The sequence below is a fragment of the Amycolatopsis sp. NBC_00355 genome (assembly GCF_036104975.1).
Lineage (GTDB): Bacteria > Actinomycetota > Actinomycetes > Mycobacteriales > Pseudonocardiaceae > Amycolatopsis.
The window spans coordinates 4,533,314-4,556,034 of sequence record NZ_CP107982.1 but is presented as its reverse complement, the minus strand read 5'-3'; the positions used below and the strand labels follow the sequence as shown (position 1 = coordinate 4,556,034).

19 protein-coding genes are annotated in these 22,721 nt (G+C 71.1%); 8 read left to right on the top strand and 11 right to left on the bottom strand.

Annotated features, from left to right (window positions below):
• The first annotated feature begins 13 nt into the window (after nucleotides 1-13).
• A complete protein-coding gene (locus OHS18_RS20020; protein ID WP_328450372.1) occupies nucleotides 14-298 on the top strand; it encodes a hypothetical protein in 285 nt (94 codons plus the stop codon).
• Nucleotides 299-354: 56 nt separating this feature from the next.
• Here the strand turns inward: OHS18_RS20020 and OHS18_RS20015 are convergent, their stop codons facing one another.
• Nucleotides 355-1,806 (bottom strand): glutamate synthase subunit beta, encoded by a 1,452-nt coding sequence (locus OHS18_RS20015; RefSeq protein WP_328618061.1) that lies wholly within the window; start codon nucleotides 1,804-1,806, stop codon nucleotides 355-357.
• A gap of 65 nt (nucleotides 1,807-1,871) precedes the next feature.
• Entirely contained in the window at nucleotides 1,872-6,443 is a 4,572-nt protein-coding gene (gltB, locus tag OHS18_RS20010) for a glutamate synthase large subunit (protein WP_328450376.1), read from the bottom strand.
• Between the two features lie 533 nt (nucleotides 6,444-6,976).
• Between gltB and OHS18_RS20005 the strand changes: the two genes are divergently transcribed.
• Nucleotides 6,977-7,609, top strand: a complete 633-nt coding sequence (locus tag OHS18_RS20005; RefSeq protein ID WP_328618060.1) for a YigZ family protein — start codon at nucleotides 6,977-6,979, stop codon at nucleotides 7,607-7,609.
• Between the two features lie 281 nt (nucleotides 7,610-7,890).
• A complete protein-coding gene (locus tag OHS18_RS20000; protein ID WP_328618059.1) occupies nucleotides 7,891-10,611 on the top strand; it encodes a GH92 family glycosyl hydrolase in 2,721 nt (906 codons plus the stop codon).
• Nucleotides 10,612-10,667: 56 nt separating this feature from the next.
• On the opposite strand, the gene OHS18_RS19995 is transcribed toward OHS18_RS20000, so the two are convergent.
• The 3 genes from OHS18_RS19995 to OHS18_RS19985 all read right to left on the bottom strand — a co-directional run bounded on the left by OHS18_RS19995 (nucleotide 10,668) and on the right by OHS18_RS19985 (nucleotide 12,106).
• Nucleotides 10,668-11,234: a GNAT family N-acetyltransferase gene (locus tag OHS18_RS19995; protein WP_328618058.1), complete on the bottom strand. Its 567-nt coding sequence runs from the start codon at nucleotides 11,232-11,234 to the stop codon at nucleotides 10,668-10,670.
• 41 nt (nucleotides 11,235-11,275) lie between these two features.
• Nucleotides 11,276-11,533 (bottom strand): hypothetical protein, encoded by a 258-nt coding sequence (locus OHS18_RS19990; RefSeq protein ID WP_328450384.1) that lies wholly within the window; start codon nucleotides 11,531-11,533, stop codon nucleotides 11,276-11,278.
• Between the two features lie 117 nt (nucleotides 11,534-11,650).
• Nucleotides 11,651-12,106, bottom strand: coding sequence for an Lrp/AsnC family transcriptional regulator (locus OHS18_RS19985; protein ID WP_328459237.1), 456 nt, complete (start codon nucleotides 12,104-12,106; stop codon nucleotides 11,651-11,653).
• A gap of 80 nt (nucleotides 12,107-12,186) precedes the next feature.
• Here OHS18_RS19985 and OHS18_RS19980 point away from each other — a divergent pair, with 80 nt between their 5' ends.
• Nucleotides 12,187-13,212: a Glu/Leu/Phe/Val dehydrogenase dimerization domain-containing protein gene (locus tag OHS18_RS19980; RefSeq protein WP_328618057.1), complete on the top strand. Its 1,026-nt coding sequence runs from the start codon at nucleotides 12,187-12,189 to the stop codon at nucleotides 13,210-13,212.
• 130 nt (nucleotides 13,213-13,342) lie between these two features.
• Here the strand turns inward: OHS18_RS19980 and OHS18_RS19975 are convergent, their stop codons facing one another.
• Nucleotides 13,343-14,152, bottom strand: coding sequence for a PHP domain-containing protein (locus OHS18_RS19975; protein WP_328618056.1), 810 nt, complete (start codon nucleotides 14,150-14,152; stop codon nucleotides 13,343-13,345).
• Nucleotides 14,153-14,189: 37 nt separating this feature from the next.
• Here OHS18_RS19975 and OHS18_RS19970 point away from each other — a divergent pair, with 37 nt between their 5' ends.
• A complete protein-coding gene (locus OHS18_RS19970) occupies nucleotides 14,190-16,937 on the top strand; it encodes an FAD-binding and (Fe-S)-binding domain-containing protein (protein ID WP_328618055.1) in 2,748 nt (915 codons plus the stop codon).
• A 31-nt stretch (nucleotides 16,938-16,968) separates the two neighbouring features.
• Here the strand turns inward: OHS18_RS19970 and OHS18_RS19965 are convergent, their stop codons facing one another.
• Genes OHS18_RS19965 through OHS18_RS19950 form a run of 4 tightly spaced genes read right to left on the bottom strand, consistent with a single transcriptional unit; the run spans nucleotide 16,969 to nucleotide 19,496 of the window.
• The gene (locus OHS18_RS19965) at nucleotides 16,969-17,532 is read right to left on the bottom strand and encodes a TetR/AcrR family transcriptional regulator (protein ID WP_328618054.1); all 564 of its coding nucleotides are present in this window, start codon (nucleotides 17,530-17,532) and stop codon (nucleotides 16,969-16,971) included.
• Nucleotides 17,533-17,573: 41 nt separating this feature from the next.
• Nucleotides 17,574-17,771: a ferredoxin gene (locus OHS18_RS19960; protein WP_328618053.1), complete on the bottom strand. Its 198-nt coding sequence runs from the start codon at nucleotides 17,769-17,771 to the stop codon at nucleotides 17,574-17,576.
• Between the two features lie 10 nt (nucleotides 17,772-17,781).
• The gene (locus OHS18_RS19955; RefSeq protein ID WP_328618052.1) at nucleotides 17,782-18,996 is read right to left on the bottom strand and encodes a cytochrome P450; all 1,215 of its coding nucleotides are present in this window, start codon (nucleotides 18,994-18,996) and stop codon (nucleotides 17,782-17,784) included.
• Complete coding sequence (locus OHS18_RS19950) at nucleotides 18,993-19,496, bottom strand: PadR family transcriptional regulator (protein WP_328618051.1); 504 nt, start codon at nucleotides 19,494-19,496, stop codon at nucleotides 18,993-18,995. Before OHS18_RS19950 ends, OHS18_RS19955 begins: the two co-directional genes overlap by 4 nt.
• Before the next feature lie 348 nt (nucleotides 19,497-19,844).
• Here OHS18_RS19950 and OHS18_RS19945 point away from each other — a divergent pair, with 348 nt between their 5' ends.
• A complete protein-coding gene (locus OHS18_RS19945) occupies nucleotides 19,845-21,035 on the top strand; it encodes a cytochrome P450 (protein WP_328618050.1) in 1,191 nt (396 codons plus the stop codon).
• Nucleotides 21,036-21,049: 14 nt separating this feature from the next.
• On the top strand, nucleotides 21,050-21,265 hold the full coding sequence (locus tag OHS18_RS19940) for a ferredoxin (protein WP_328450401.1): 216 nt from the start codon (nucleotides 21,050-21,052) through the stop codon (nucleotides 21,263-21,265).
• Here OHS18_RS19940 and mtnA read toward each other — a convergent pair.
• Nucleotides 21,262-22,227: an S-methyl-5-thioribose-1-phosphate isomerase gene (mtnA, locus tag OHS18_RS19935; protein WP_328618049.1), complete on the bottom strand. Its 966-nt coding sequence runs from the start codon at nucleotides 22,225-22,227 to the stop codon at nucleotides 21,262-21,264. The genes OHS18_RS19940 and mtnA overlap by 4 nt on opposite strands.
• A gap of 44 nt (nucleotides 22,228-22,271) precedes the next feature.
• Here mtnA and OHS18_RS19930 point away from each other — a divergent pair, with 44 nt between their 5' ends.
• Nucleotides 22,272-22,670 (top strand): RidA family protein, encoded by a 399-nt coding sequence (locus OHS18_RS19930; RefSeq protein ID WP_328450405.1) that lies wholly within the window; start codon nucleotides 22,272-22,274, stop codon nucleotides 22,668-22,670.
• Nucleotides 22,671-22,721: the final 51 nt, after the last annotated feature.

Here is a 22,721-nt window from a genome sequence, read left to right as displayed (position 1 = left end):
GAAAGGAACTCCCATGGGCGTCTACGAGGTCTTCAGCCTGCTCAGCGGCATCATCCTGGTCGGTGCCGCGTGCGTGCCCAAACTCAAGGCCTCGCAACGGTTCTGGGCCGCCGTCGGCGGCGCCGGCCTGATCGTCTACGCGATCTACGTCGCCAACCAGACGCGCGGCACGTTCGTCTTCCCGGCGGTCATCTTCGTGATCCCCGTCGTCGCCATCGGCTATCTCGTCCTGCAGGCGATCGCGAAGACCAAGGAGACCGGCTCGGCGGCGGAGCGGCCGAGCGAAGAGCGGAACTGAGCGGTGGGACAGCGCCGGCGGGGTGACGACTTCGGCACCGCCGCCGGCGCCGGGTCTTACGTGAGCGGGCGGTCCGTCGGCGCGATCGGGGCCGGCAGGATCCCGCGCCCGGTCAGGAACGCGTCGACGCCGGCCGCCGCGGAACGGCCTTCCGCGATCGCCCAGACGATCAGGGACTGGCCGCGGCCCATGTCGCCCGCGACGAACACGTTGTCCAGGCTCGTCTTGAACGCCTTGTCGCGCGCGACGTTGCCGCGCGCGTCCAGCTCGACGCCCAGGTCCTCGATCAGGCCCTTCTTCTGCGGCCCGAGGAAGCCCATCGCCAGCAGCACCAGCTGGGCCGGCAGCTCGGTTTCGGTGCCCTCGACCGGGACGAACCTGCCGCCCTCGCTGCGCACCTCGACCAGCTTCAGCGCGCGCACCCGGCCGTCGGCGTCGGCCGCGAACTCCTGCGTGTTCACCGAATACAGCCGCTCGCCGCCCTCTTCGTGCGCCGAGGACACCCGGTAGATCATCGGGTACGTCGGCCACGGGTGGGCGTCCGACCGGGCCTGCGGCGGCCGCGGCATGATCTCCAGCTGCGTCACCGAACGCGCGCCCTGGCGGTGCGACGTCCCGACGCAGTCCGCGCCCGTGTCGCCGCCGCCGATGACGACGACGTCGAGGCCCTCGGCCGAGTACGGCGAGACGTCGAGGTCACCCGACGCGACCCGGTTGGCCGGCGGCAGGAACTCCATCGCCTGGTGGATGCCGTCGAACTCCCGGCCGGGGATCGGCAGGTCGCGCCAGTCGGTCGCGCCGCCGGCGAGCACCACGGCGTCGTAAGACGACTGCAGCTCTTCGACGGACAGGTCCACGCCGACGTTCACCGAGGTGCGGAACTCCGTGCCCTCGGCCTCCATCTGCGCGAGCCGGCGGTCCAGGCGGTGCTTCTCCATCTTGAACTCGGGAATGCCGTAGCGCAGCAGCCCGCCGATCCTGTCGGCCCGCTCGAGGACCACGACGCTGTGGCCCGCGCGCGTGAGCTGCTGCGCCGCGGCAAGACCCGACGGGCCGGACCCGACCACCGCGACCTTCTTGCCGGTGCGAGCCTCGGGAATCTCCGGCGTCACCCAGCCTTCGGCGAAGGCGCGGTCGATGATCGAGATCTCGACGCGCTTGATGGTCACCGGATCGTCGTTGATCCCGAGCACGCACGCGGTTTCACACGGCGCCGGGCACAGGGTGCCGGTGAACTCCGGGAAGTTGTTGGTCGCGTGCAGCCGCTCGGCCGCCTGCTGCCAGTCCTCCCGCCACACGAGCGTGTTCCACTCCGGGATGAGGTTCCCGAGCGGGCAGCCCTGGTGGCAGAACGGGATGCCGCAGTCCATGCAGCGGCCGGCCTGCTTCTCCAGCTTCGTCGACGCGAAGTCCTCGTAGACCTCGCGCCAGTCCATCAGCCGCAGGTCGACCGGACGCCGCTTCGGCTCTTCGCGCGTGGTGGTCAGAAAGCCCTTGGGGTCAGCCATGTGCGGCCTCCGTTTCTTGCGGGACACCCGCACCCGGTCGGCACTCATGGCCGGCTGCGCGATTTTCAGCCATGAGCTGCCTCCATGATCGCCTCGTTCACGTCGCGCCCGTCCCGTTCGGCCTGCACCTGGGCCGCGAGCACGCGCTTGTAGTCCTTCGGCATGACCTTGCCGAACCGGTCGACGCCCGCGTCCCAGTCGGCGAGCAGGGCGCGCGCGACCGCGGACTCGGTTTCGTCGTAATGCTTTTCGAGCGCCTCGCGCAGGAAGTCGGCGTCCTCGGAGTCGAGCGGGTCGAGGTCGACCATCTCCGGGTTGACGCGGTGCGCGGGCAGGTCCAGCACGTACGCGACGCCGCCGGACATGCCGGCCGCGAAGTTGCGGCCGATCGACCCGAGCACGACCACCCGGCCGCCGGTCATGTACTCGACGCCGTGGTCGCCGACGCCTTCGACGACGGCCAGCGCGCCCGAGTTGCGCACGCAGAACCGCTCGCCGACCTTGCCGCGGATGAAGATCTCGCCGCTGGTCGCGCCGTAGCCGATCACGTTGCCGGCGATGATGTGCTCCTCGGCGGCGTACTGCGCCTCCTTCGACGGGCGCACGATCAGCCGGCCGCCGGAGAGGCCCTTGCCGACGTAGTCGTTGCCGTCGCCGTAGAGCCGCAGCGTGATGCCCTTCGGCACGAACGCGCCGAACGACTGGCCGGCGGTCCCGGTGAAGGTGACGTCGATGGTGTCGTCCGGCAGGCCCTCGCCGCCCCACCGCTTGGTCAGCTCCGAGCCGAGCATGGTGCCGACGGTCCGGTTCACGTTGCGCACCGGCAGTTCCAGCCGCACCTTGTCACCCGAGTTGAGGGCGCCTTCGGCGAGCTGGATCAGCGTGTTGTCGAGCGCCTTCTCCAGCCCGTGGTCCTGCTGCGTCTGCTGCAGCCGCAGGCCGGCCGGTGCCATCTCGGGCACGTGGAAGATCGGCGACAGGTCCAGCCCGGCGGCCTTCCAGTGGTCGATCGCCTTGCGCTTGTCCAGGAACTCGGCGTGCCCGACGGCCTCGGCGATCGTCCGGAAACCCAGCTCCGCCAGGTACTCGCGGACCTCCTGGGCGATGAACTCGAAGAAGTTCACGACGTACTCGGCCTTGCCGCTGAACTTCTCGCGCAGCTTCGGGTTCTGCGTCGCGACGCCCACCGGGCACGTGTCGAGGTGGCAGACGCGCATCATGATGCAGCCCGACACCACCAGCGGCGCGGTCGCGAAACCGAACTCCTCGGCGCCGAGCAGCGCCGCGATGACGACGTCGCGGCCGGTCTTGAGCTGGCCGTCGGTCTGCACCACGATCCGGTCGCGCAGCCGGTTGGCCAGCAGCGTCTGCTGCGTCTCGGCCAGGCCCAGCTCCCACGGGCCGCCGGCGTGCTTGATCGACGACAGGGGTGACGCGCCGGTCCCGCCGTCGTGGCCCGAGATGAGCACGACGTCCGCGTGCGCCTTCGAGACGCCCGCCGCGACCGTGCCGACGCCGACCTCGGACACGAGCTTCACGTGGATGCGCGCGGCCGGGTTGGCGTTCTTGAGGTCGTGGATCAGCTGGGCGAGGTCCTCGATCGAGTAGATGTCGTGGTGCGGCGGCGGCGAGATGAGCCCGACACCCGGCGTCGAGTACCGCGTCTTCGCGATCCACGGGTACACCTTCGCGCCGGGCAGCTGCCCGCCTTCGCCGGGCTTCGCGCCCTGCGCCATCTTGATCTGGATGTCGTCGGCGTTGACGAGGTACTCGCTCGTGACGCCGAAGCGGCCGGAAGCGACCTGCTTCACGGCGCTACGCCGCTCCGGGTCGTAGAGCCGCTCCGCGTCTTCGCCGCCCTCACCGGTGTTGGACTTGCCGCCGAGGCGGTTCATCGCGATGGCGAGGGTCTGGTGCATCTCCATCGAGATCGAGCCGTAGGAGATCGCGCCGGTGGCGAAGCGCTTGACGATCGACGAGACCGGTTCGACCTCCTCGATCGGCACCGGCGGCCGCTGGCCGTACTTGAAGCCGAACAGCCCGCGCAGCGTCAGCAGCTTCTCGGCCTGGTCGTCGACGGCCTTCGTGTACTCCTTGAAGACGTCGTACTTCCCGGCCCGCGTGGAGTGCTGGAGCTTGAACACCGTCTGCGGGTTGAACAGGTGCGGCTCGCCCTCGCGGCGCCACTGGTAGTCGGCGCCGGTCTCGAGCTGGCGGTGGGCGGCGCGGACGCCGTCGGCCGGGAAGGCGTACTGGTGCCGCTTCGCGACCTCTTCGGCCAGCGTGTCGAAGCCGACGCCGCCGAGGCGCGAGGTCGTGCCGGTGAAGCAGTTTTCGATGACCTCTTCGCCGAGCCCGATCGCCTCGAAGATCTGCGCGCCGGTGTAGGACGCGACGGTCGAGACACCCATCTTGGACATCGTCTTGCGGACACCCTTGCCCAGCGCCTTGATCAGGTTCTGGGTCGCCTGCTTCGGCGTCACGCCCGGGATCAGGCCCCGGTGGGCCATCTCCTCGACGGTCGCCATCGCCAGGTACGGGTTGACCGCGGCGACGCCATAGCCGACGAGCAGCGCGATGTGGTGCACCTCGCGCGCGTCGCCGGCCTCGACGACGAGCCCGACCTGCGTGCGCGTCTTCTCACGGACGAGGTGGTGGTGCACCGCGCCGGTCAGCAGCAGCGACGGGATCGGCGCGTGGTCCTCGTCGGTCCCGCGGTCGGACAGCACGATCACCCGCGCGCCGTCCTCGATCGCCTCCGACACCTCGGTGCGGATCTCGTCGAGCCGCTGGACCAGCGCCTCGCCGCCGCCGTGCACGTTGTACCGGCCGAGCACGGTGACGGCCTGGAACTCGGGCAGGTCGCCGTCGTCGTTGACGTGCACCAGCTTGGCGAGCTGGTCGTTGTCGAGCACCGGGAACGGCAGCGCGATCCGGCGGCACGACGCCGAGTTGCCGACGAGCAGGTTCGGCTCGGCGCCGATCTGCGCGCCCAGCGCCGTCACCAGCTCTTCGCGGATCGCGTCCAGCGGCGGGTTCGTGACCTGGGCGAACAGCTGGATGAAGTAGTCGAAGATCAGCCGGGAGCGGCTGGAGAGCGACGCCAGCGGCGAGTCGTTGCCCATCGAGCCGATCGGCTCCGCGCCGGTGCGGGCCATCGGCTCGAGGATCGTTTCGAGGTCTTCCTCGGTGTAGCCGAACGCCTGCTGGCGGCGCACGAGCGCGGCGTGCAGCGGGACCTCGCGGTCGCGCTCGGGCAGGTCGTCGAGCTGCAGCAGCCCGGCCTCGACCCACTCGTCGTACGGGTGCGCGGTGGCCAGCTCACCCTTGATCTCCTCGTCCTCGACGATCCGGCCGGCCTCGGTGTCGACCAGGAACATCCGGCCGGGCTCGAGCCGTCCCTTGCGGACGATCGTCGCCGGGTCGATGTCGAGCACGCCGACCTCGGAGGCGAGCACGACGAGACCGTCGTCGGTCACCCAGTAGCGGCCGGGGCGCAGGCCGTTGCGGTCCAGCACCGCGCCGATCTGGCTGCCGTCGGTGAAGGCGACCAGCGCGGGGCCGTCCCACGGCTCCATCAGCGTCGAGTGGAACTCGTAGAAGGCGCGTCGCGCCGGGTCCATCTCCTGGTGGTTCTCCCATGCTTCCGGGATCATCATCAGGACGGCGTGGGGGAGCGACCGGCCGCCGAGGTGGAGCAGCTCCAGGACCTCGTCGAAGGACGCCGAGTCGCTCGCGCCGCGGGTGATCACCGGGTAGATCCGCTTGAGGTCGCCCGGGATCAGGTCGGTCTCGAGCAGCGCCTCGCGGGCGTCCATCCAGTTGCGGTTGCCGCGCAGGGTGTTGATCTCACCGTTGTGCGCGACGTACCGGTACGGGTGGGCCAGCGGCCAGGACGGGAACGTGTTGGTGGAGAAGCGGGAGTGCACCAGGCCGATGGCGCTGGTGACGCGCTCGTCGGTCAGGTCGGCGAAGAAGCGCTCGACCTGGGGCTCGGTGAGCATTCCTTTGTAGACGATCGTGCGCGAGGAGAGGCTCGGGAAGTAGACGTCCTCTTCGACGAGCTCGTGCTCGGCGCGCTTGCGGACGCAGAACGCGCTGCGCTCGATCGACAGCGGGTCGGCGTGCTCCGGCTTCGGCCGGCGCGCGGCCAGGAACAGCTGCGTGAAGTGCGGCATCGTCTCGGCCGCGGTCGGCCCGCAGTGCTCGGGGTGCACCGGCAGCTCGCGCCAGCCGAGGACGCGCATGTCCTCTTCGGCCGCGATGCGCTCGATGGTCGTCATCGCCCGGCCGCGGCGTTTTTCGTCCTGGGGCAGGAAAGCGGTTCCCACGGCGTACATGCCGGGTTCGGGCAGTGTGAAGTCGACGACCTCACGGTAGAACTCGTCCGGGATCTGGATCAGGAGCCCGGCGCCGTCCCCGGTGTCCGGTTCGGCGCCCCGCGCCCCGCGGTGTTCCAGGTTGCGCAACGCGACCAGGGCCTTCGCGACGATGGAATGGTCCCGGCGTCCGGTGAGATCGGCGACGAACGCGACACCGCAGGCGTCGTGTTCGTATTCGCTCCGGTAGAGGCCCTTGGCCTCGGCGTTGCTGAGCTGCTCCCCCGACGGGGGGAGCGCACTGGCACGGTGGGTCACGGCTGGCCGCCTCCCAAGGCGTTGGCGTGACCGGTACTCACCTCATCGAGTGGTTCGTGCTGAACCGGTTAACGAAGTGGTCCGGTACCGCGATGGTCAGTCGAGAACAGTTGCTGTTGTCGAGGTGCAAGATGCCGCGAGGTATCGGCCGGGCATGAGAGCCCGGAAGCCGGACGCGGGCATCTGGGAGGCCGCACAACACTGGGCAGCCGAACGTGTCGGTACTGCGGGTGCGCGCAGAGGCAGACCACTGTGGTGGGGGTCGGCCGGAGCGCGCGGTGTTACTCCCGGGTTCGCCGGGTCTTATGACGATAGTGTGAATTCGCTGTTATCGACATACGTCGTTGGCCCCGGGTGGGAAATGCCACGCTTGCGTTGACGGGCCCGGGGGTGGACCCCTATGTCGGCCCGGGTCGGCCGAGAAACCGGTAAATACCCGTCTGACCTGCGGAGACGTCTGTCCCAAGTGGTCTGATGCGGGTGTCGGGGCCCTGCTCCGGGGTGAGAAGCTGGGTACATGGTGAACCCGTCCGATGACTGATCGTTATCTCTCCGTGGCTCGCGAAGGCGGCCACGAGGTCGAGATCAAGCGCTCCCGCTTCCTCTGCGCGCTCGCTCCGGTGTCTTCGGAGGAGGCCGCGCGCGAGTTCATCGCGGCCCGGCGACGGGCCGGACCGGGGGCCCGGCACCACTGCCACGCCTTCGTTCTCGGCCCGGATGGACGGAGCCGACGGTCCAGTGACGACGGTGAACCGGCCGGCACCGCGGGCACGCCGATGCTGGAAGTGCTGCGCCGCCGGGAGTTGACGGACACGGTCGCGGTCGTGACACGCTACTTCGGCGGGGTGCTGCTCGGCGCGGGCGGGCTCATCCGCGCGTACGGACAGGCTGTGGCACAAGCGATCGACGTAGTAGGCGTACTAGAACACCGTCGACTCCAAGTGGTTGAGGTCGCCGTGAGCTACGACCGCGCGGGACGGCTGGAGAACGACCTGCGCGCGTCGCGGTACGCGCTCCACGCGACCCGCTTCGACGAGCTGGCCCACTTCGAGATCGGCCTGGGTCCGGGCGAGGCCGGGACGTTCGCGGGCTGGCTGGCCGACCTCACGGGCGGCGAGGCGAAGGCCACCGGACTCGGCGAGCGGTGGGTCACGTCGGGCCCGTGACTGCGGACCACCGGCGGGTGGTGGGCTGACGGCTCGCGGATTCGGTTGGCGCACAAGGGGGATTCGGACTTTCGGTGCTACCGCGGAGGTATTCGCCCGTGGCACCATGTCCTTCCCCCGACCACCGGATCACCCGGCCCGCCCCGACCCGGGCCCAGCACCACCTCTGTCACCACAGCAGCCCCACCAGCCTCAAAATGCTGCACTTTCCCTAGGAAAGTGCGGTTTTCGGGCCGATTGACAACGTTGTCAGCCACGCGTGCCGAGGAGAGGAAGGTTCCATGTCCGGACCACTGTCAAGGTTCAGGAGACGGCTTCGGGGAGCGGCGCTCGCCGCGGTCCTCGTGGGCGCGGGGCTCGCCGCGCTGCCCGCCCCGGCCGCCGGCGCCGCGACGCTAGCCCTTACGCAGTACGTGAATCCCTTCATCGGCACGGACAACAGCAACTCGCCCAACCCGGTGCCCGGCGGCGCCGGCGGCAGCACCTACCCGGGCGCCGTCGTGCCGTTCGGGATGACGCAGTTCAGCCCGGACACCCCGACCGGGTCGCCGTCCGGCTACCGCTACGGCGACACCAGCATCGAAGAGTTCAGCCTCACCCACTTCAACGGCGCCGGCTGCCCCAACAACGAGGACCTCGGCCTGCTGCCGATCACCGGCGCGATCGGCACGTCGCCGGGCACCGGCTGGACCGGGTACGCCGGCCGCTACACGAAGGCGAACGAGTCGGCCGCGCCCGGCTACTACAAGAACAAGCTCGACAACTACAACACCACCGTCGAGCTGTCCGCCACCAAGCGGTCCGGCTTCATGAAGCTGACCTACCCGAACACGACGGCCGCGCGCCTGCTGGTCAACCCCGGCCGCAGCGCGACCGGCAACCGCAGCGGATCCGTCAGCATCAGCGGCAGCCAGCTCACCGGCTCGGCGACCGGCGGCGGCTTCTGCGGCTCGTCCAAGACCTACCAGATCTTCTACGTCATCCAGTTCGACCGCGCGCCCAGCGGCTTCGGCACCTGGCTCGGCGGCACGGTGAGCGCCGGATCCGCGAGCAGCAGCGGCACGAACGCCGGCGGTTACGTCACCTTCGACACCTCCACCAACACCACCGTGCAGGCGAAGGTCGGCATCTCGTTCGTCAGCCTGGCCAACGCGCAGGCGAACCTCGCGGCCGAGAACCCCGGGTTCGACTTCGCCGGGATCCGCGCCGCGGCCGACACGAGCTGGAACAGCGTCCTCAACCGCGTCCAGGTGACCGGGGGTGCCGCCGCGGACCTGCAGAAGTTCTACACGGCGCTGTACCACGTGTTCCAGAACCCGAACATCGCCAGCGACACCAACGGCCAGTACCGCGGGTTCGACCAAGCGATCCACACGGCGTCGCACACCGTCTACCAGAACTACTCCGGCTGGGACATCTACCGGTCCTGGGCCGCGCTGATCGGGTTGGTCGCGCCCGATGAGGCGAGCGACATCGCGAAGTCGATGGTGCTCGACGGCCAGCAGGGCGGGCTGTTGCCCAAGTGGTCGCACAACAACAACGAGCACTTCGTGATGACCGGTGACCCCGGGCCGATCGTCGTCGGCAGCATGTACGCCTTCGGTGTCCGCGGCTTCGACACGGCGGCGGCGCTGACGCTGATGGACAAGAGCTCCAACGGCGGCACCGCGCAGGGGCAGTCGATCCGCGGGCGTCAGTCCGGGTACGTCAGCCGGCACTACGTCACCGAGGACCCGTCGGACTCGCTCGAGTACTCGGCGTCGGACTTCGCGGTGGCCCAGTTCGCGAAGGCCGTGGGTGACACGACGAAGTACAACACCTACATGCAGCGCGCCCAGTGGTGGCAGAACGTGTACGGCCCCGACTCCGGCTACATCCAGCCGCGGGGCAGCACCGGCACGTTCGCGTGGCCGGTCGTGCCGTCGAGCAACAGCGGGTACACCGAGGGCAACCCGGCGCAGTACACGTGGATGGTGCCCTACAACTACCAGGGCCTGATCAACCTGATGGGCGGCGCGAAGACCGCGGTCCAGCGGCTGGACCACCACTTCACCCAGCTCAACGGCGGCCTCACCCAGCCGTACTTCTACATCGGCAACGAGCCCGAGCACGGCGTGCCGTGGGCGTACAACTACGCCGCCCACCCGCAGGGCACCAGCTCGGCGGTGCGGCGCGTGATGAACGAGTCGTTCACCACCGGCGCGGGCGGCGAGCCCGGCAACGACGACCTCGGCGCGACCTCGGCGTGGTACGTCTTCGCCGCGCTGGGGATGTACCCGGCGACGCCGGGCGCGGACGTCCTCGCCCTGCACGGCCCGCTGTTCCCGGCCGTCTCGATCATCCGCCCGAGCGGGACGATCCAGATCACCGGCAGTGGCGCCGGCCAGGGCGCGCAGTACGTGCAAAGCCTCAGTGTCAACGGGACCGCGACGACGAAGTCGTGGATCCGCTACGGCGACATCGCGGGCGCGTCGACGCTGAACTACACGATGGGCTCGTCGCCGAGCGCGTGGGGCACGAACGCGGCGGACGTCCCGCCGTCGTACAACGACGGGTTCACCCCGCCGCCCGCCGCGCCGAACCTCGGCGCGAACCTGGCGCAGGGCAAGGCGGCGACGGGCTCGGCGGCGTGTGCCTCGTCCGAAGGCGCGGCCAACGCCGTCGACGGCAGCCTGGCGAACAACAGCAAGTTCTGCAGCACGGCCGCCACGAAGTTCCTCCAGGTCGACCTCGGGTCGGCGCAGAACGTGTCGTCGTTCGTGGTCGAGCACGCCGGCCTCGGCGGTGAGACCACGGCCTGGAACACCGGCGCCTTCACGATCCAGACGTCGACCGACGGCACGAACTGGACGACGGTGGCGTCCGTGACCGGTTCGCGGGCCAGCCGCACGTATCACCCGATCACGACACGATCGGCCCGGTACGTGAAGCTGAACCTCACCACCCCGGCCAACGACGGCAACGGCGCGGCGCGGATCTACGAGTTCGAAGTCCACGGCTGAGCCTTCTGCCGCAGCCTGTCGTGAGTGTTTAGGGCGGTTAGAACCGCCCTAAACACTCACGACCGCAGCCTCCACTGCTCGCGCGTGATCGCGTACTCGACTTCGCCGTGTTCCGCGCCCGGCGCCCGATCGTGCTCCGGGAACTCCTCGAAGTACGTGCGGACGAACGTCATCCCCAGTTTCTCCATCACGCGCCGCGAGCGCTGGTTCACCGTCATGGTGAACGCCGTGACGCGCTTGACCCCCAGGTCGGCGAAGCCTTTCGCGAGCAGTGCCGCCGAGCCCTCGGTGCCGTAGCCCTTGCCCCAGGCGGCCTGGTGCAGCCGGTAGCCCAGTTCGGGTTCGTCCGGCGGGTCCTGCGGCCGCGGCCGGTAGTGGAACCACCCCAGGAATGCGCTCGACCGCTTCTCGATCGCGGCCCAGAACCCGTAACCGGGAAAACGCTCGTAGTAACCGAGGAACGCGGGGAGATCGAGAGTGACGATCTCCGTGCGATCCGCGGGCCTGCCCCCATTGAGGTACTTCATGACCGCGGGATCGTCGTAGAGCTCGAACAGCGCGTCGGCGTCGTTCTCGGTGAACCGGCGGAGGATCAGCCGCTCGGTTTCGAGGAATACGTGCATCGCGCGATGCTGGCAGCGCCGCCGCCGCGGCGGCAACACAATTACGCGGCGGCCGCGAAGACCTCACCCAGCGCGTGCGAACCGGCTTCGGTGAGTAATGCCGGAACGCGCTGGCCGCACTTGCCCGGGCGGGCCGGCGCGATCAGGCCCAGGCGGGCCAGCCGGTGCACGGTGGACTGGTCGCAGCAGCTCAGGCCGTCGATGAACAGATCGGGCTCGCAGCTGCAGCTGATCTCGGCGTGGCCCCCGGCCACGGCTCTCAATGTGGCCCGCTCACGATGGTTCAACGTGGTGATCATGGCGGTGCCTCCTTCCCGTCGCACTCATTAGACCTCCCACCACCGACAGTTTCCGACTCCCAGGGTGCGAATCCGGGTATTTCCGGGGATGGCGCGCCGTCCACGTCCGGGTACCCCTTAGGCCAGCGGTTCCAACGTCGTCTTGCGCAGGTGCCGGAAAATGATCGAAGTGCGGAAGCCGACGATCTCGCGGCGGATCGCGAGCCGGTCGGCGAGGAACGCGTGCAGCCCGTCGATGTCGGGTGTGGTGACTTCGATCAGGAAATCGTCGCTGCCCGCCGTGACGTAGACCGAAAGCACTTCCGGCAGCTGGGCGATCGAGCTCTGGAAAGTGTCGATCACGGCCCGGCTCAGCGGCCGCACCTGCGCCGCGACCAGGGCCCGGACGCCGCGGTTGAGGCTCGCCAGGTCGATGTCGGCGTGGTAGCCGCGGATGACGCCGCGCTCCCGCAGCAGCCGGATCCGCTCGAGGCAGGTCGACGGCGCGATGCCGACCTTGCGGGCGATTTCGCGGTTGGTCTGCCGGGCGTCCTCCTGCAGCAGGCGCACGATCGCCGAATCAAGTTCGTCCAGCACCGGGTCCTCCTTGTCGTCACCGAATTTAGTTCGGCGACATGTCGATACAGCCGACAATCACTCTAACTTCAGTTCCCATGACCGCACATGAGCAACTGATCGCCCGCCGTGGCCGTCGATCCGGCGTCACCACGATGGTCGCGATCCATTCGAGCGTGCTCGGCCCGGCCGTCGGCGGCTGCCGCTTCAAGGCGTATCCGAGCGTGACCCACGCCGTGGACGACGTCCTGCGCCTCTCGGCCGCGATGACCGCGAAGTGCGCGGTCGCGGGCCTCGATTTCGGGGGCGGGAAGAGCGTCATCGCGCTGGAGCCCGGCCGGGTGCTCTCTCCGGCGGAACGGCGAGACGTCCTTCTGGACCACGCCGATCTGATCGCGTCGTTCGACGGCGGGTACCTGGCCGGCCCGGACGTCGGCACCGGCCCGGCCGACATGCTGGTGCTGCGCGAGGTCACGCCGCACGCGTACTGCACGCCCGAGGCGGCGGGCGGCACGGGCTCCTCGAGCGGCCCGACCGCGATCGGCGTGCTGGCCGCGCTGCGGGCGGCGTCGGGCACCCGGTCGATGGCCGGCCGCCGGGTGGTGATCAGCGGCTACGGCGCGGTGGGCGCGCACCTCGCGGCGAGCCTGCAGGCCATGGGCGCGTCTGTGGTGGTGTCGGACGTCGACCCGGCGAAGCGGGCCGAGGCTCGCGAGCTGGGCTTCGAGTGGGCCGAGCCGGAGAAAGCGCTCACCCTGACGGCGGACGTGGTGATCCCGGCGGCGGTGGGCGGCGTGCTGAGTCCGGAGAGCGTGGCCCGGCTCGACACACCGCTGGTGGTGGGCCCGGCCAACAACCAGCTGACCGAGGACGCCGTCGCGGACGCGCTCGCCGCCCGGGGCGTGCTGTGGGTGCCGGACTACGTCGCGAGCGCGGGCGGGATCTTGTACACGCTCGCCCGGGAGGCCGAGGGCTTGGACCACGACGCGGCGCTGGCCCGCGTCGAGTCGATCGAAGGGACCGTCGAAACCATCCTCGCGGCGGCGCGGTCCCACGCGACGACGCCGTTGCGTGAGGCGGCCGCGCTGGCCGAGCGCCGCCTCACCGCGGCCGCCACTCGCTGAAGCCGGAGGCCATGCGGGGCACCTTCAGGGCCGTAAAGCCGTGAGGGGCACCTTGAGGGACTCGAGCGCCCTGAGGGTGCCCCTCACGGCGCGTCGGCCGGGCGCAGGGCCTCACCCGGGGCCGGCCGGCTCAGGGGCGCAGGGCGGCCAGCACCTCGGGGGACGTCGTGAAGTCGCCGAGGCGGACCGGCTTGCGGTCGCCGTGGAAGTCGCTCGAGCCCGTCGTCAGCAACCCCAGCTCCGCGGCCACCTCCCGCAGCCGCCGGCCGACCTCGGGTGGTTGCTCCGGGTGGTCCGCCTCCAGGCCGGCGAGGCCCGCTGCGGCCAGCGTCGCCAGCTGGGTGTCCGACACCTCCGCCCGGCGCTTCGACGAGCGCGGGTGGGCCAGCACCGCCGTGCCGCCGGCCGCGCGGACCAGGGCGATCGCGGCCGTCGTGGGCAGGACGTGCTTCGGGACGTCCGCGCGGCCGCCGTCGGCGAGCCAGTCCTGCGTGAACGCGTCGGTCGTCACCCCCGAGGCCACCAGCGCCGCCGCGATGTGGGGGCGGCCCAGCGGGGCGCCTGCCGCGATCGCCTCCACCTGGGCCAGGGTGATCGGCGCGCCCAGCTCGCGGCAGCGCTCGACCATCCGGACCGCGCGGCGGGCGCGGTCGGTGCGGATCAGGTCCAGCTCGGCGGCCAGCGGCGCGTCCGCCGGGTCGGCGAAGTAGCCGAGCAGGTGCACCTCGGCGTCGTCGAGCCGGCAGGAGATCTCGACTCCCGGCACCAGCTCGATCCCGGCTTCCGCCGCCGCGGGCGCCGCAAGAGCCAGGCCGGCGAACGTGTCGTGGTCGGTGAGCGCGACCACCGTCAGGCCCGCCCGGGCCGCCAGCCGCGGCAGGTCCGCCGGCGGGGTCGTGCCGTCCGAGGCCGTGCTGTGGGCGTGCAAGTCGATCGTCACACAGCGGATCGTGCCACCGATCGACTTGAATGGGGGCGTGGAGATCCTCACCGACGCCGCCACGCTCGCGCTGTACACGACCGACGCCTCCAACTACCGCCACGTGCCCCGCGGCGTCGTGCTGCCGGAGACCGTCGACGACGTCGTCGCCGCGGTCGCCGCCGCCCGCGTCCGGGACCTGCCGGTGATCGCCCGCGGCGGGGGCACCAGCGTCGCCGGCAACGCGTGCGGGCCCGGGCTGGTGATCGACACCTCACGCCACGTCGGCGGGGTGCTCTCGCTCGACCCGGCGACGCGGCTCGCGCGGGTGCTGCCCGGGACCGTGCTCGACGACCTCCAAGCCGTCGCGGCGCCGCACGGGCTGCGGTTCGGCCCGGACCCCTCGACGCACAGCCGCTGCACGATCGGCGGGATGATCGGCAACAACGCCTGCGGATCGCACTCGGTGGCGTGGGGCCGCACGGTCGACGTCGTGCGCTCGCTGGACGTCCTGCTCTACGACGGCACGCGGCTGCGACTCGGCCCGGGCGAGCCCACCGAAGGCCGGATCTTCGACGAGCTGCGCGCGCTGGTGCGGGACAACCTGGCGCTGCTGCGCAAGGAACTTTCGACGTGGCCGCGGCGCGTCTCCGGGTACGGCCTGGAACACCTGTTGCCGGAGAACGGCTTCGACGTCGCCAAGGCACTGGTCGGCTCGGAGGGCACGTGCGTCACGGTGCTCGAAGCGACGGTCGCGCTGGCCGAGCTGCCGCGGCACCGGGTGCTGGCCGTGCTGGGTTTCCCGTCCGACATCGCGGCGGCCGACGCGGTGCCGTCGATCCTGCCGTGGTCGCCGCTGACCGTCGAAGGCGTGGACGCCGAGCTGGTCGCGATGCTCCCCGGCCGCGGGAACGACCTGCCGCCCGGCGGCGCCTGGCTGTTCGTCGAGCTGGCCGGCGCGGACCCGGCCGAGGCCGCCGGGCGCGCCCGCGCGCTGGCCGCGTCGCTGGACCTGACCGGATCCGTCGTGCTCGACGACCCCGTCGCGCAGCGCAAGCTGTGGCGGATCCGCGAGGAGGGCGCGGGCCTGGCGACCCGGCTCGCGGACGGCTCGGAAGCGTGGCCGGGCTGGGAGGACGCGGCCGTCCCGCCGGAGCGGCTCGGCGCGTACCTGCGCGAGTTCAAGGACCTGATGCGCGCGCACGGGCGTAAGAGCGTCGTGTACGGCCACTACGGCGAGGGCTGCCTGCACCTGCGCCTGGACTTCGATCTGCTGTCCCGGCAAGGGATCGCCGGATTCCGGCGGTTCCTCGAAGAGGCCGCGGACCTCGTCGCGGCCCACGGTGGATCGTTGTCCGGCGAACACGGCGACGGGCAGGCCCGCTCGGAGCTGCTGTCCCGGATGTACAGCCCGGAGATGATGGACGTCTTCGCGCGGTTCAAGGCGATCTTCGACCCGGCCGGGCGGATGAACCCCGGCATCATCGTCGAGCCGCGCAAGGTCGACGCGAACCTGCGCGTGCGCCCGGCGCCACTGTCCCTTGAGGACGTCACGGTGCTCGGTTACCCGGAGGACCGGGGGAGTTTCGGGCAGGCGATGCGCCGCTGCGTCGGCGTCGGGAAGTGCCGCAACACCAGCGGCGGCGGCGTGATGTGCCCGAGTTACCGCGCCACCCGCGAGGAACGGCATTCGACGCGCGGGCGGGCCCACCTGCTCGCCGAGATGCTCAACGGCGAGGTCATCACGGACGGCTGGCGCTCCGCCGAGGTCCACGACGCGCTCGACTTGTGCTTGTCCTGCAAGGGATGCTTGTCGGACTGCCCGGTGGACGTCGACATGGCGACGTACAAGGCCGAGTTCCTGCACCAGCACTACCGGCGGCGGCTGCGCCCGGCGGCGCACTACTCGATGGGCTGGCTGCCGCTGTGGCTGCGGGCCAGCGCACGGGCGCCGCGGCTGGCCAACGCCGTCGGCCGGTCGCCGCGGTTGTCCGGGCTGCTGAAACGGCTGGGCGGGATCGCGAAGGAACGAGCGCTGCCGGAGTTCGCGCGGAAGCCGTTCACGACGGCGCGGGCGGACCTGCGGCGCCGCGCGTCCGGCGACCGGAAAGTCGTGCTGTGGCCGGATTCGTTCAACAACTACCTGACGCCGTCGGTGCTCGACGCGGCCCACGAGGTGCTGACCGCGGCCGGGTACGACGTCGTGCTGCCCGACCGTGGTGTCTGTTGTGGACTGACGTGGGTGTCGACCGGCCAGCTCGACGTCGCCCGCCGCGTCCTGCGGCGCACCTTGGACGTGCTGGCGCCGTACCTGGACGTGGGGTACGAGGTCGCCGGGCTGGAGCCGAGCTGCACGGCGCTGTTCCGTAGCGACCTGCCGGCGTTGCTGCCGGACGACGCGCGTGCGGTGCTGCTGGCCTCGCGGACGGTCACGTTCGCGGAACTCCTGGAGCGCGCCCCGATCCCGTTCGCGGCGCTGGACGTCGACGCGATCACCCAGGTCCACTGCCACCAGCACGCGGTCCTCGGCTTCACCGCCGACGAGTCGGCGATGGCGGCGGCGGGCGTCCGCAACACGACGCTGGACTCGGGATGTTGTGGCCTGGCGGGCAACTTCGGCTTCGAGCGCGGCCACTACGAGGTGTCGAAGGCGGTGGCGGAGGACCGCATGCTCCCGGCGATCCGCGCGGCCTCGGAAGACACGGTGGTCGTCTCCGACGGCTTCAGCTGCCGGACCCAGATCGCCCAGGAGTCGGGCCGCCAGGCAGTGCACCTGGCGGAACTGCTGCGGCGCGCGTTGCCCTGACGAGGCGGCACTTTCACGTGAAAGTGCCGCGTTATTCCGTGCGCTCCAGCAACGTTTGGGTAGCGGCGAGCACGAGCCGGCAGATGGTGTCCGGGTCGGCGCTGGCCAGTGGTTCCTTCGCGGTGACCTCGCGGACCAGCCCGATGCCCAGCAGCCAGGCGAGCGCGAGGTCGGCGCGCAGCTCGGCGTCCGGTGCGTCGGTCAGGCCGGCGAGCGTGCCGGCGTACTCGCGGCCCAGCTCCTGCCGCATCGCCGCGGCGGCGCTGTCGCTGCCCGGTGACCGCAGGTACGTCTCGAGCGTCCGGTTCCGCTCGCCGCCGGGTTCCAGCATGCTGCGCAAGGTCGCGCTGAACAGCCGTTCCGGCGAGTTCGAGGCGATCTGCTCGCGGGTGTTCCGCGCGATGACCGCCTCGAACAGCGCTTCTTTACTGCCGAAGTAGCGGAAGAGCAGCGACTGGTTGGCGCCCGCTTCCTTCGCGATGTCCCGCACCGTGGTCCGGTCGAACCCCCGCTCGGCGAACAGCTTCGCGGCGGCGTCGAGCAGCGCCAGGCGCGTCGCGGCGGCGTCCCGCTTCCGGCCCGGCTGTTCGGTCACCGCTGAAGGTTAACCGGCAAACCGGACGCGGGTGCGGTCGGTCAGGCCTCGGCGAGCCGGATCGCCGCGGCCGGGCAGGTCAGCTCGGCCTGCCGCGCCGCGTCCCGCTCACCGGCCGGCGGCTCGTCGGCGAGGAGGACCACCGTGCCGTCGTCTTCGTTCTGGTCGAACGTCTCCGGCGCCAGCAGCACGCACTGGCCCGAGGAGACGCACTTGCCGGTGTCGACGCTGATCTTCACGGGACGCTCCTCACCAGGTGACGGGGACGCGGTCGACGCCACCCGCGACGCGGTTCACGCGGACGGCGATGTCGTCGAGGCCGACGGCGAGGCGCATCTGCGGGAAAGCGCGGAACAGGGCAGGGAAGACCGTCCGCAGCTCGGTGCGGGCCAGGTTCGCGCCGATGCAGACGTGCGCGCCGGTGCCGAAGGCGAGGTGGACGTTCGGGGTGCGGCCCGGGTCGAACTCGTCCGGGTCGGCGAACGCCGCGGCGTCGCGGTTGGCGGCGTCGCTGGAGATGAGCACGGCGTCGCCGCGCATGATCCGGGTCCCGGCGACCTCGACGTCCTCGTGCGCGTAGCGCAGCAGGCCGGTACCGCTGGTCGCCGTCATCCGCAGGATCTCCTCGACGGTCTGGTTCACCTCGCCCTCGGGGTCGGCGGCGAACCGGTCGCGGCGGGCGGTGTCGGTGAGCAGGAACAGCACGCCCATCGCGATCCGGGTGGACGTCGTCTCGTGGCCGGCGAACAGCAGCCCGGCGCCCATGCGCGCGAGGTCGTCGTCGGTGAAGGTCGGGTCGTCGGCCTGGACCGCGACCATGTCGGAGATGACGTCGGCCTGCGGGTTCGCGCGCTTGGCGTCGGCGAGGCCGGTCATGTAGTCCTTGAACTCGGTCATCGCGGCCTGCGCGTCGGCGCCGCCGTCCATCACCGCGATCCGCTCCGACAGGTTCCGGAAGTGTTCGCGGTCGTCGAACGGGACGCCGAGCAGCTCGCAGATCACCAGCACGGGCAAGGGGAACGCGAGCAGTTCGGTCAGGTTGACCGGCTCGCCGGGGTGGGCGTCGTGCGCCGCCCGCATGTCGTCGAGGCAGCGGGTGGTCAGCTCCTCGATCCGGTCGCCGAGGGCGCGCATCCGCGGCGCGGAGAACGCGGGCGCCAGCATCCGGCGCATCCGCTTGTGCTCCTGCTCCTCGGTGTCGAAGTCGCCGCTCGGGCCGTCCTGGATCGCGGCGTGGGAGATGCGCGACGCCTGCTCCGGCGCGGGGTGCGACCGCCCGAACCGCTTGTCGCGGAAGATCTCCTTGGCCTCCTCGAACGACGTCACCAGCCACGCCGGGTCGCCGGCGGGGGTGAGCACCCGGCTGACCGGGGCCTGTCGCCGGAGCGCTTCGTAGTCCGGCGCGATCGCGAGCGCGTCGGCGCGGGCGAAGGGCAGCCGAGGGGTCTCTTCGGTGGTGGTCATGAAACCGCTCCTCGTTTCAGTTCGGCGAGCCAGGCGCGTTCGGTGTCGAACTGCTCGCAGACGTGCCGCATGGTGGCGCGGCTCCACGGATCGGCCTGGTCGGCGAGCAGCCGGGTCAGCCGCTCGTGTTCGGCCGCGAGCCCGCGATCGCGGACGTCGATGACGCGGCTCCGCTCGTCTTCGCGCAGCCAGCCGAAGTTCCCCACTCTGGCGAGGAACTCGGCTTCGTTGAGCGCGAGGTCGTCCGGGAAGTCGGCGAGCATGTCGTGCAGCAGCTCCCGCCCGACGTCGGTGACGGTGTAGACGTGCCGCGGCGGTTTGGCCTCCTGTTCCTCCGCGCTGCGGCTCACCGCGCCGGCGTCGACGAAGCGCCGCAACGTCGGGTACAGCGAGTTGTTCGACAAGGTGTGGCCGGTCGAGGCCTCCACGGCCTTGCGCAGCTCGTAACCGTGCATCGGCTCGCGGGCCAGCCTCGACAGCAGCAGGATCTCGATCCACACCTAGGTCACCGTAACCTAGGTTTCCGTGACTCGGCAATGGCGCATGGTGACAACCGGCCGGAAACTTTCCGCCGCAAGGTGGACAAAAACTGGTCGATAACCGCGCAGGCCTGGGGCAACGGCCGCGCGCACGGCATCGTCGGGTGGCCGCCCGCTTCGGGGGAGGGCGTGGGCGGCGTTCGGCGCCGCCTCGGGAGCCGGCCTCGCGGCCGCTTCCGAGGCGTTCGCCGGTGTCCGCCGATCGCACGGTGGTGTACGCAGCGTGGCCGCGAGAGTGCTCGACGTGAGACTCGATGCTGTGTAGCGTTTGCAAGCAGGTGCTTACAAACGAGACACGGGGGTTCCCGGATGACCACCACGCACACCGAGCCGCTCGCGTACCCGTTCAACGAGGAGGCGGGGCTCGACCTGAACGAGGCCTACTCGGCCGCTCGCGAGGCGGCCGGCCTGGTGCGGGTCAAGATGACCTACGGCGAGCCCGCCTGGCTGGCCACGCGTTACGCCGACGCCCGGTTCGTGCTCGGTGACCGCCGCTTCTCCCGGGCGATGGAGAAGGAGAAGGACGCGCCGCGGCGCTCGCCCGTGCAGCGGGACGGCGGCATCCTGCAGATGGACCCGCCCGACCACACGCGGCTGCGGACGCTCGTCGCGAAGGCGTTCACCATGCGCCGCGTCGAGCTGCTCCGGCCGCGCGTCACCCGGCTCGCGGCCGAGCTGATCGCCGACATGAAGGCCGCCGGGACGACCGCGGACCTCGTCGACGCCTACGCGTTGCCGATCCCGGTCGCCGTGATCTGCGAGCTGCTCGGCGTCCCGGTCGCGGACCGGCCGAAGTTCCGCGTCTGGAGCGACGCGGCGCTGTCCACCAGCGGCCTGACGCCCGAGGAGTTCGAGCGCAACCGCGAGGAGCTGCGCGACTACATGCGCGGCCTGATCGCCGAACACCGCTCGGCGCCGCGGGACGACCTGATGACGGCGTTGATCGAGGCCCGCGACACGCGCGACCGGCTGACCGAGCTGGAGCTGGTCGACCTGTGCGTCGGCATCCTCGTCGCCGGCCACGAGACCACCGCGAGCCAGATCCCCAACTTCGTCTACGCGCTGCTCGACCAGCCCGGGCAGTGGGCGCGCCTGCGGGAGGACCCGGACCTGATCCCGGCCGCGGTCGAGGAGCTGCTGCGCTTCGTGCCACTGGGCGCCGGTGCCGGCTTCGCGCGGTACGCCACCGAGGACATCGAGGTCGGCGGGGTGCTCGTGCGGGCGGGCGAGCCGGTGCTGGTGGCCGTCGGCGCGGCCAACCGCGACCGGCTGCGGTTCGACGACGCGGACGAACTGCGCTTCGACCGCGAGGACAACCACCACCTGGGCTTCGGCCACGGCGTCCACCACTGCCTCGGCGCGCCGCTCGCCCGCCTCGAACTGCAGGAGGCGCTGCGCGCGTTGGTCACCGAGCTGCCCGGGCTGCACCTCGCGGGCGATATCGTGTGGAAGACGCAGATGCTCGTCCGCGGACCGCGGACGATGCCGATCGGCTGGTGATTCGGAAGGTGACCATGAGCTGGCACGTGGAGGTCGACGAACACACCTGCATCGGCTCGGGGATGTGCGCGTCCCTGATGCCCGAGGTGTTCGCGCTGGACGGTGCCGTCGCGCGCACGGTCACCGAGGAGGTCGACGGGGACGAGACGGTGCTCGACGCCGCCGACTCGTGCCCGGCGATGGCGATCCTGGTGACCGACGGCGGCCGGGAGATCGGCCCGCGCCCCTAAGGGACGTAGCGGCCGTTTTCGGTGACCACGGCCGTGATCAGCGCAGCCGGGGTGACGTCGAACGCGGGGTTGAACACCTCCGCGCCCGGCGGCGTGATGCCGATCCCGGCGTATTCGGTGAGCTCGCGGGCGTCCCGTTCTTCGATGGTGACGCCCGTGCCGTCCGCGAGTGAACTGTCCACTGTGGACGACGGCGCGACGACGACGAACGGCACCCCGTGGTGCGCGGCGGCGATGGCCAGGCCGTAGGTGCCGATCTTGTTGGCCACGTCGCCGTTGGCGGCGATCCGGTCGGCGCCCACGAGCACGCAGTCGACCATCCCGCGGGCCATCGCCGCGGCGGCCGCGCCGTCCGGCTGGACGCGGTAGGGCACGCCGGCCTGCGCCAGCTCCCACGCCGTCAGCCGGGCGCCCTGCAGCAGCGGGCGCGTCTCGTCGACGAGCACCTCCTCGACGAGGCCGCGCTCGTGCAGGTGCCAGACGACGCCGAGCGCGCTGCCCCACCCGACGGTGGCGAGCCGGCCCGCGTTGCAGTGGCTGAGCAGCCGCAACGGCCGGCGCGGGCACTCCGCCAGCACGATCCCGGCGGCGTGCGCGGACGCCGACTTGTTGAGTTGTTCGTCTTCGGTCAGCACGGCCTGCGCTTCGGCGAGGACGGCGTCGGCGCCCTGGCCGAGCTTCGTCAGCGCGCGTTCCACCCCCCAGCGCAGGTTGACGGCTGTGGGGCGGGCGGCCGCGATCAGTTCGGCGTCGGCCCGGACGTCCCCGCCGAGCCGGGCCGCCAGCGCGACGCCGAGCGCGCCGGCACCGCCGAGCGCGGGCGCGCCGCGGACGGCGAGGCGCTGGATCGCGTCGACGAGCTCGCCGACCGTCCGCAGCGCCAGCAGGTGGTAGTCGCCGGGCAGCGCGGTCTGGTCGATGATGACGATCGCGCCGTCCGCCCAGTCGATGGTCCTGCGCACGCGCCCTCCCGAAATCCGGTTGCCCGCCCCGTGATGATGCGGTGGTGACCATTCAACGGCAGAACCCGCCCGGCCTGCACCCGACGCCGGGGTACCACCACGTGACCGTGGCGCCGGCGGGCCGCACGGTGTACCTGGCGGGCCAGTGCCCCCTGGCCGCGGACGGCAAGGTCGTCGACGGCGACGTCCTCGCCCAGACCGACCAGGTGATCGCCAACACGGCGGCCGCGCTGGCGTTCGCGGGCGCGACCCCGCAGGACGTGGTCCGCACGGTGATCTACGTGGTGACCACCGATCGTCCGACGCTGTCGGCGGTCTGGGACCGCCTGAACGAGTCCGGGATCGGCGCGGCGTTCACGACCGCGAGCACGCTGCTCGGTGTCGCGCAGCTCGGGTACACCGACCAGCTGGTGGAGCTGGACGTGACGGCCGCGCTCGCCTGAGCCGCGGCCCGGACCGGCTCGGCGGAACCGGCCGGCTCGGCAATTCCCGGC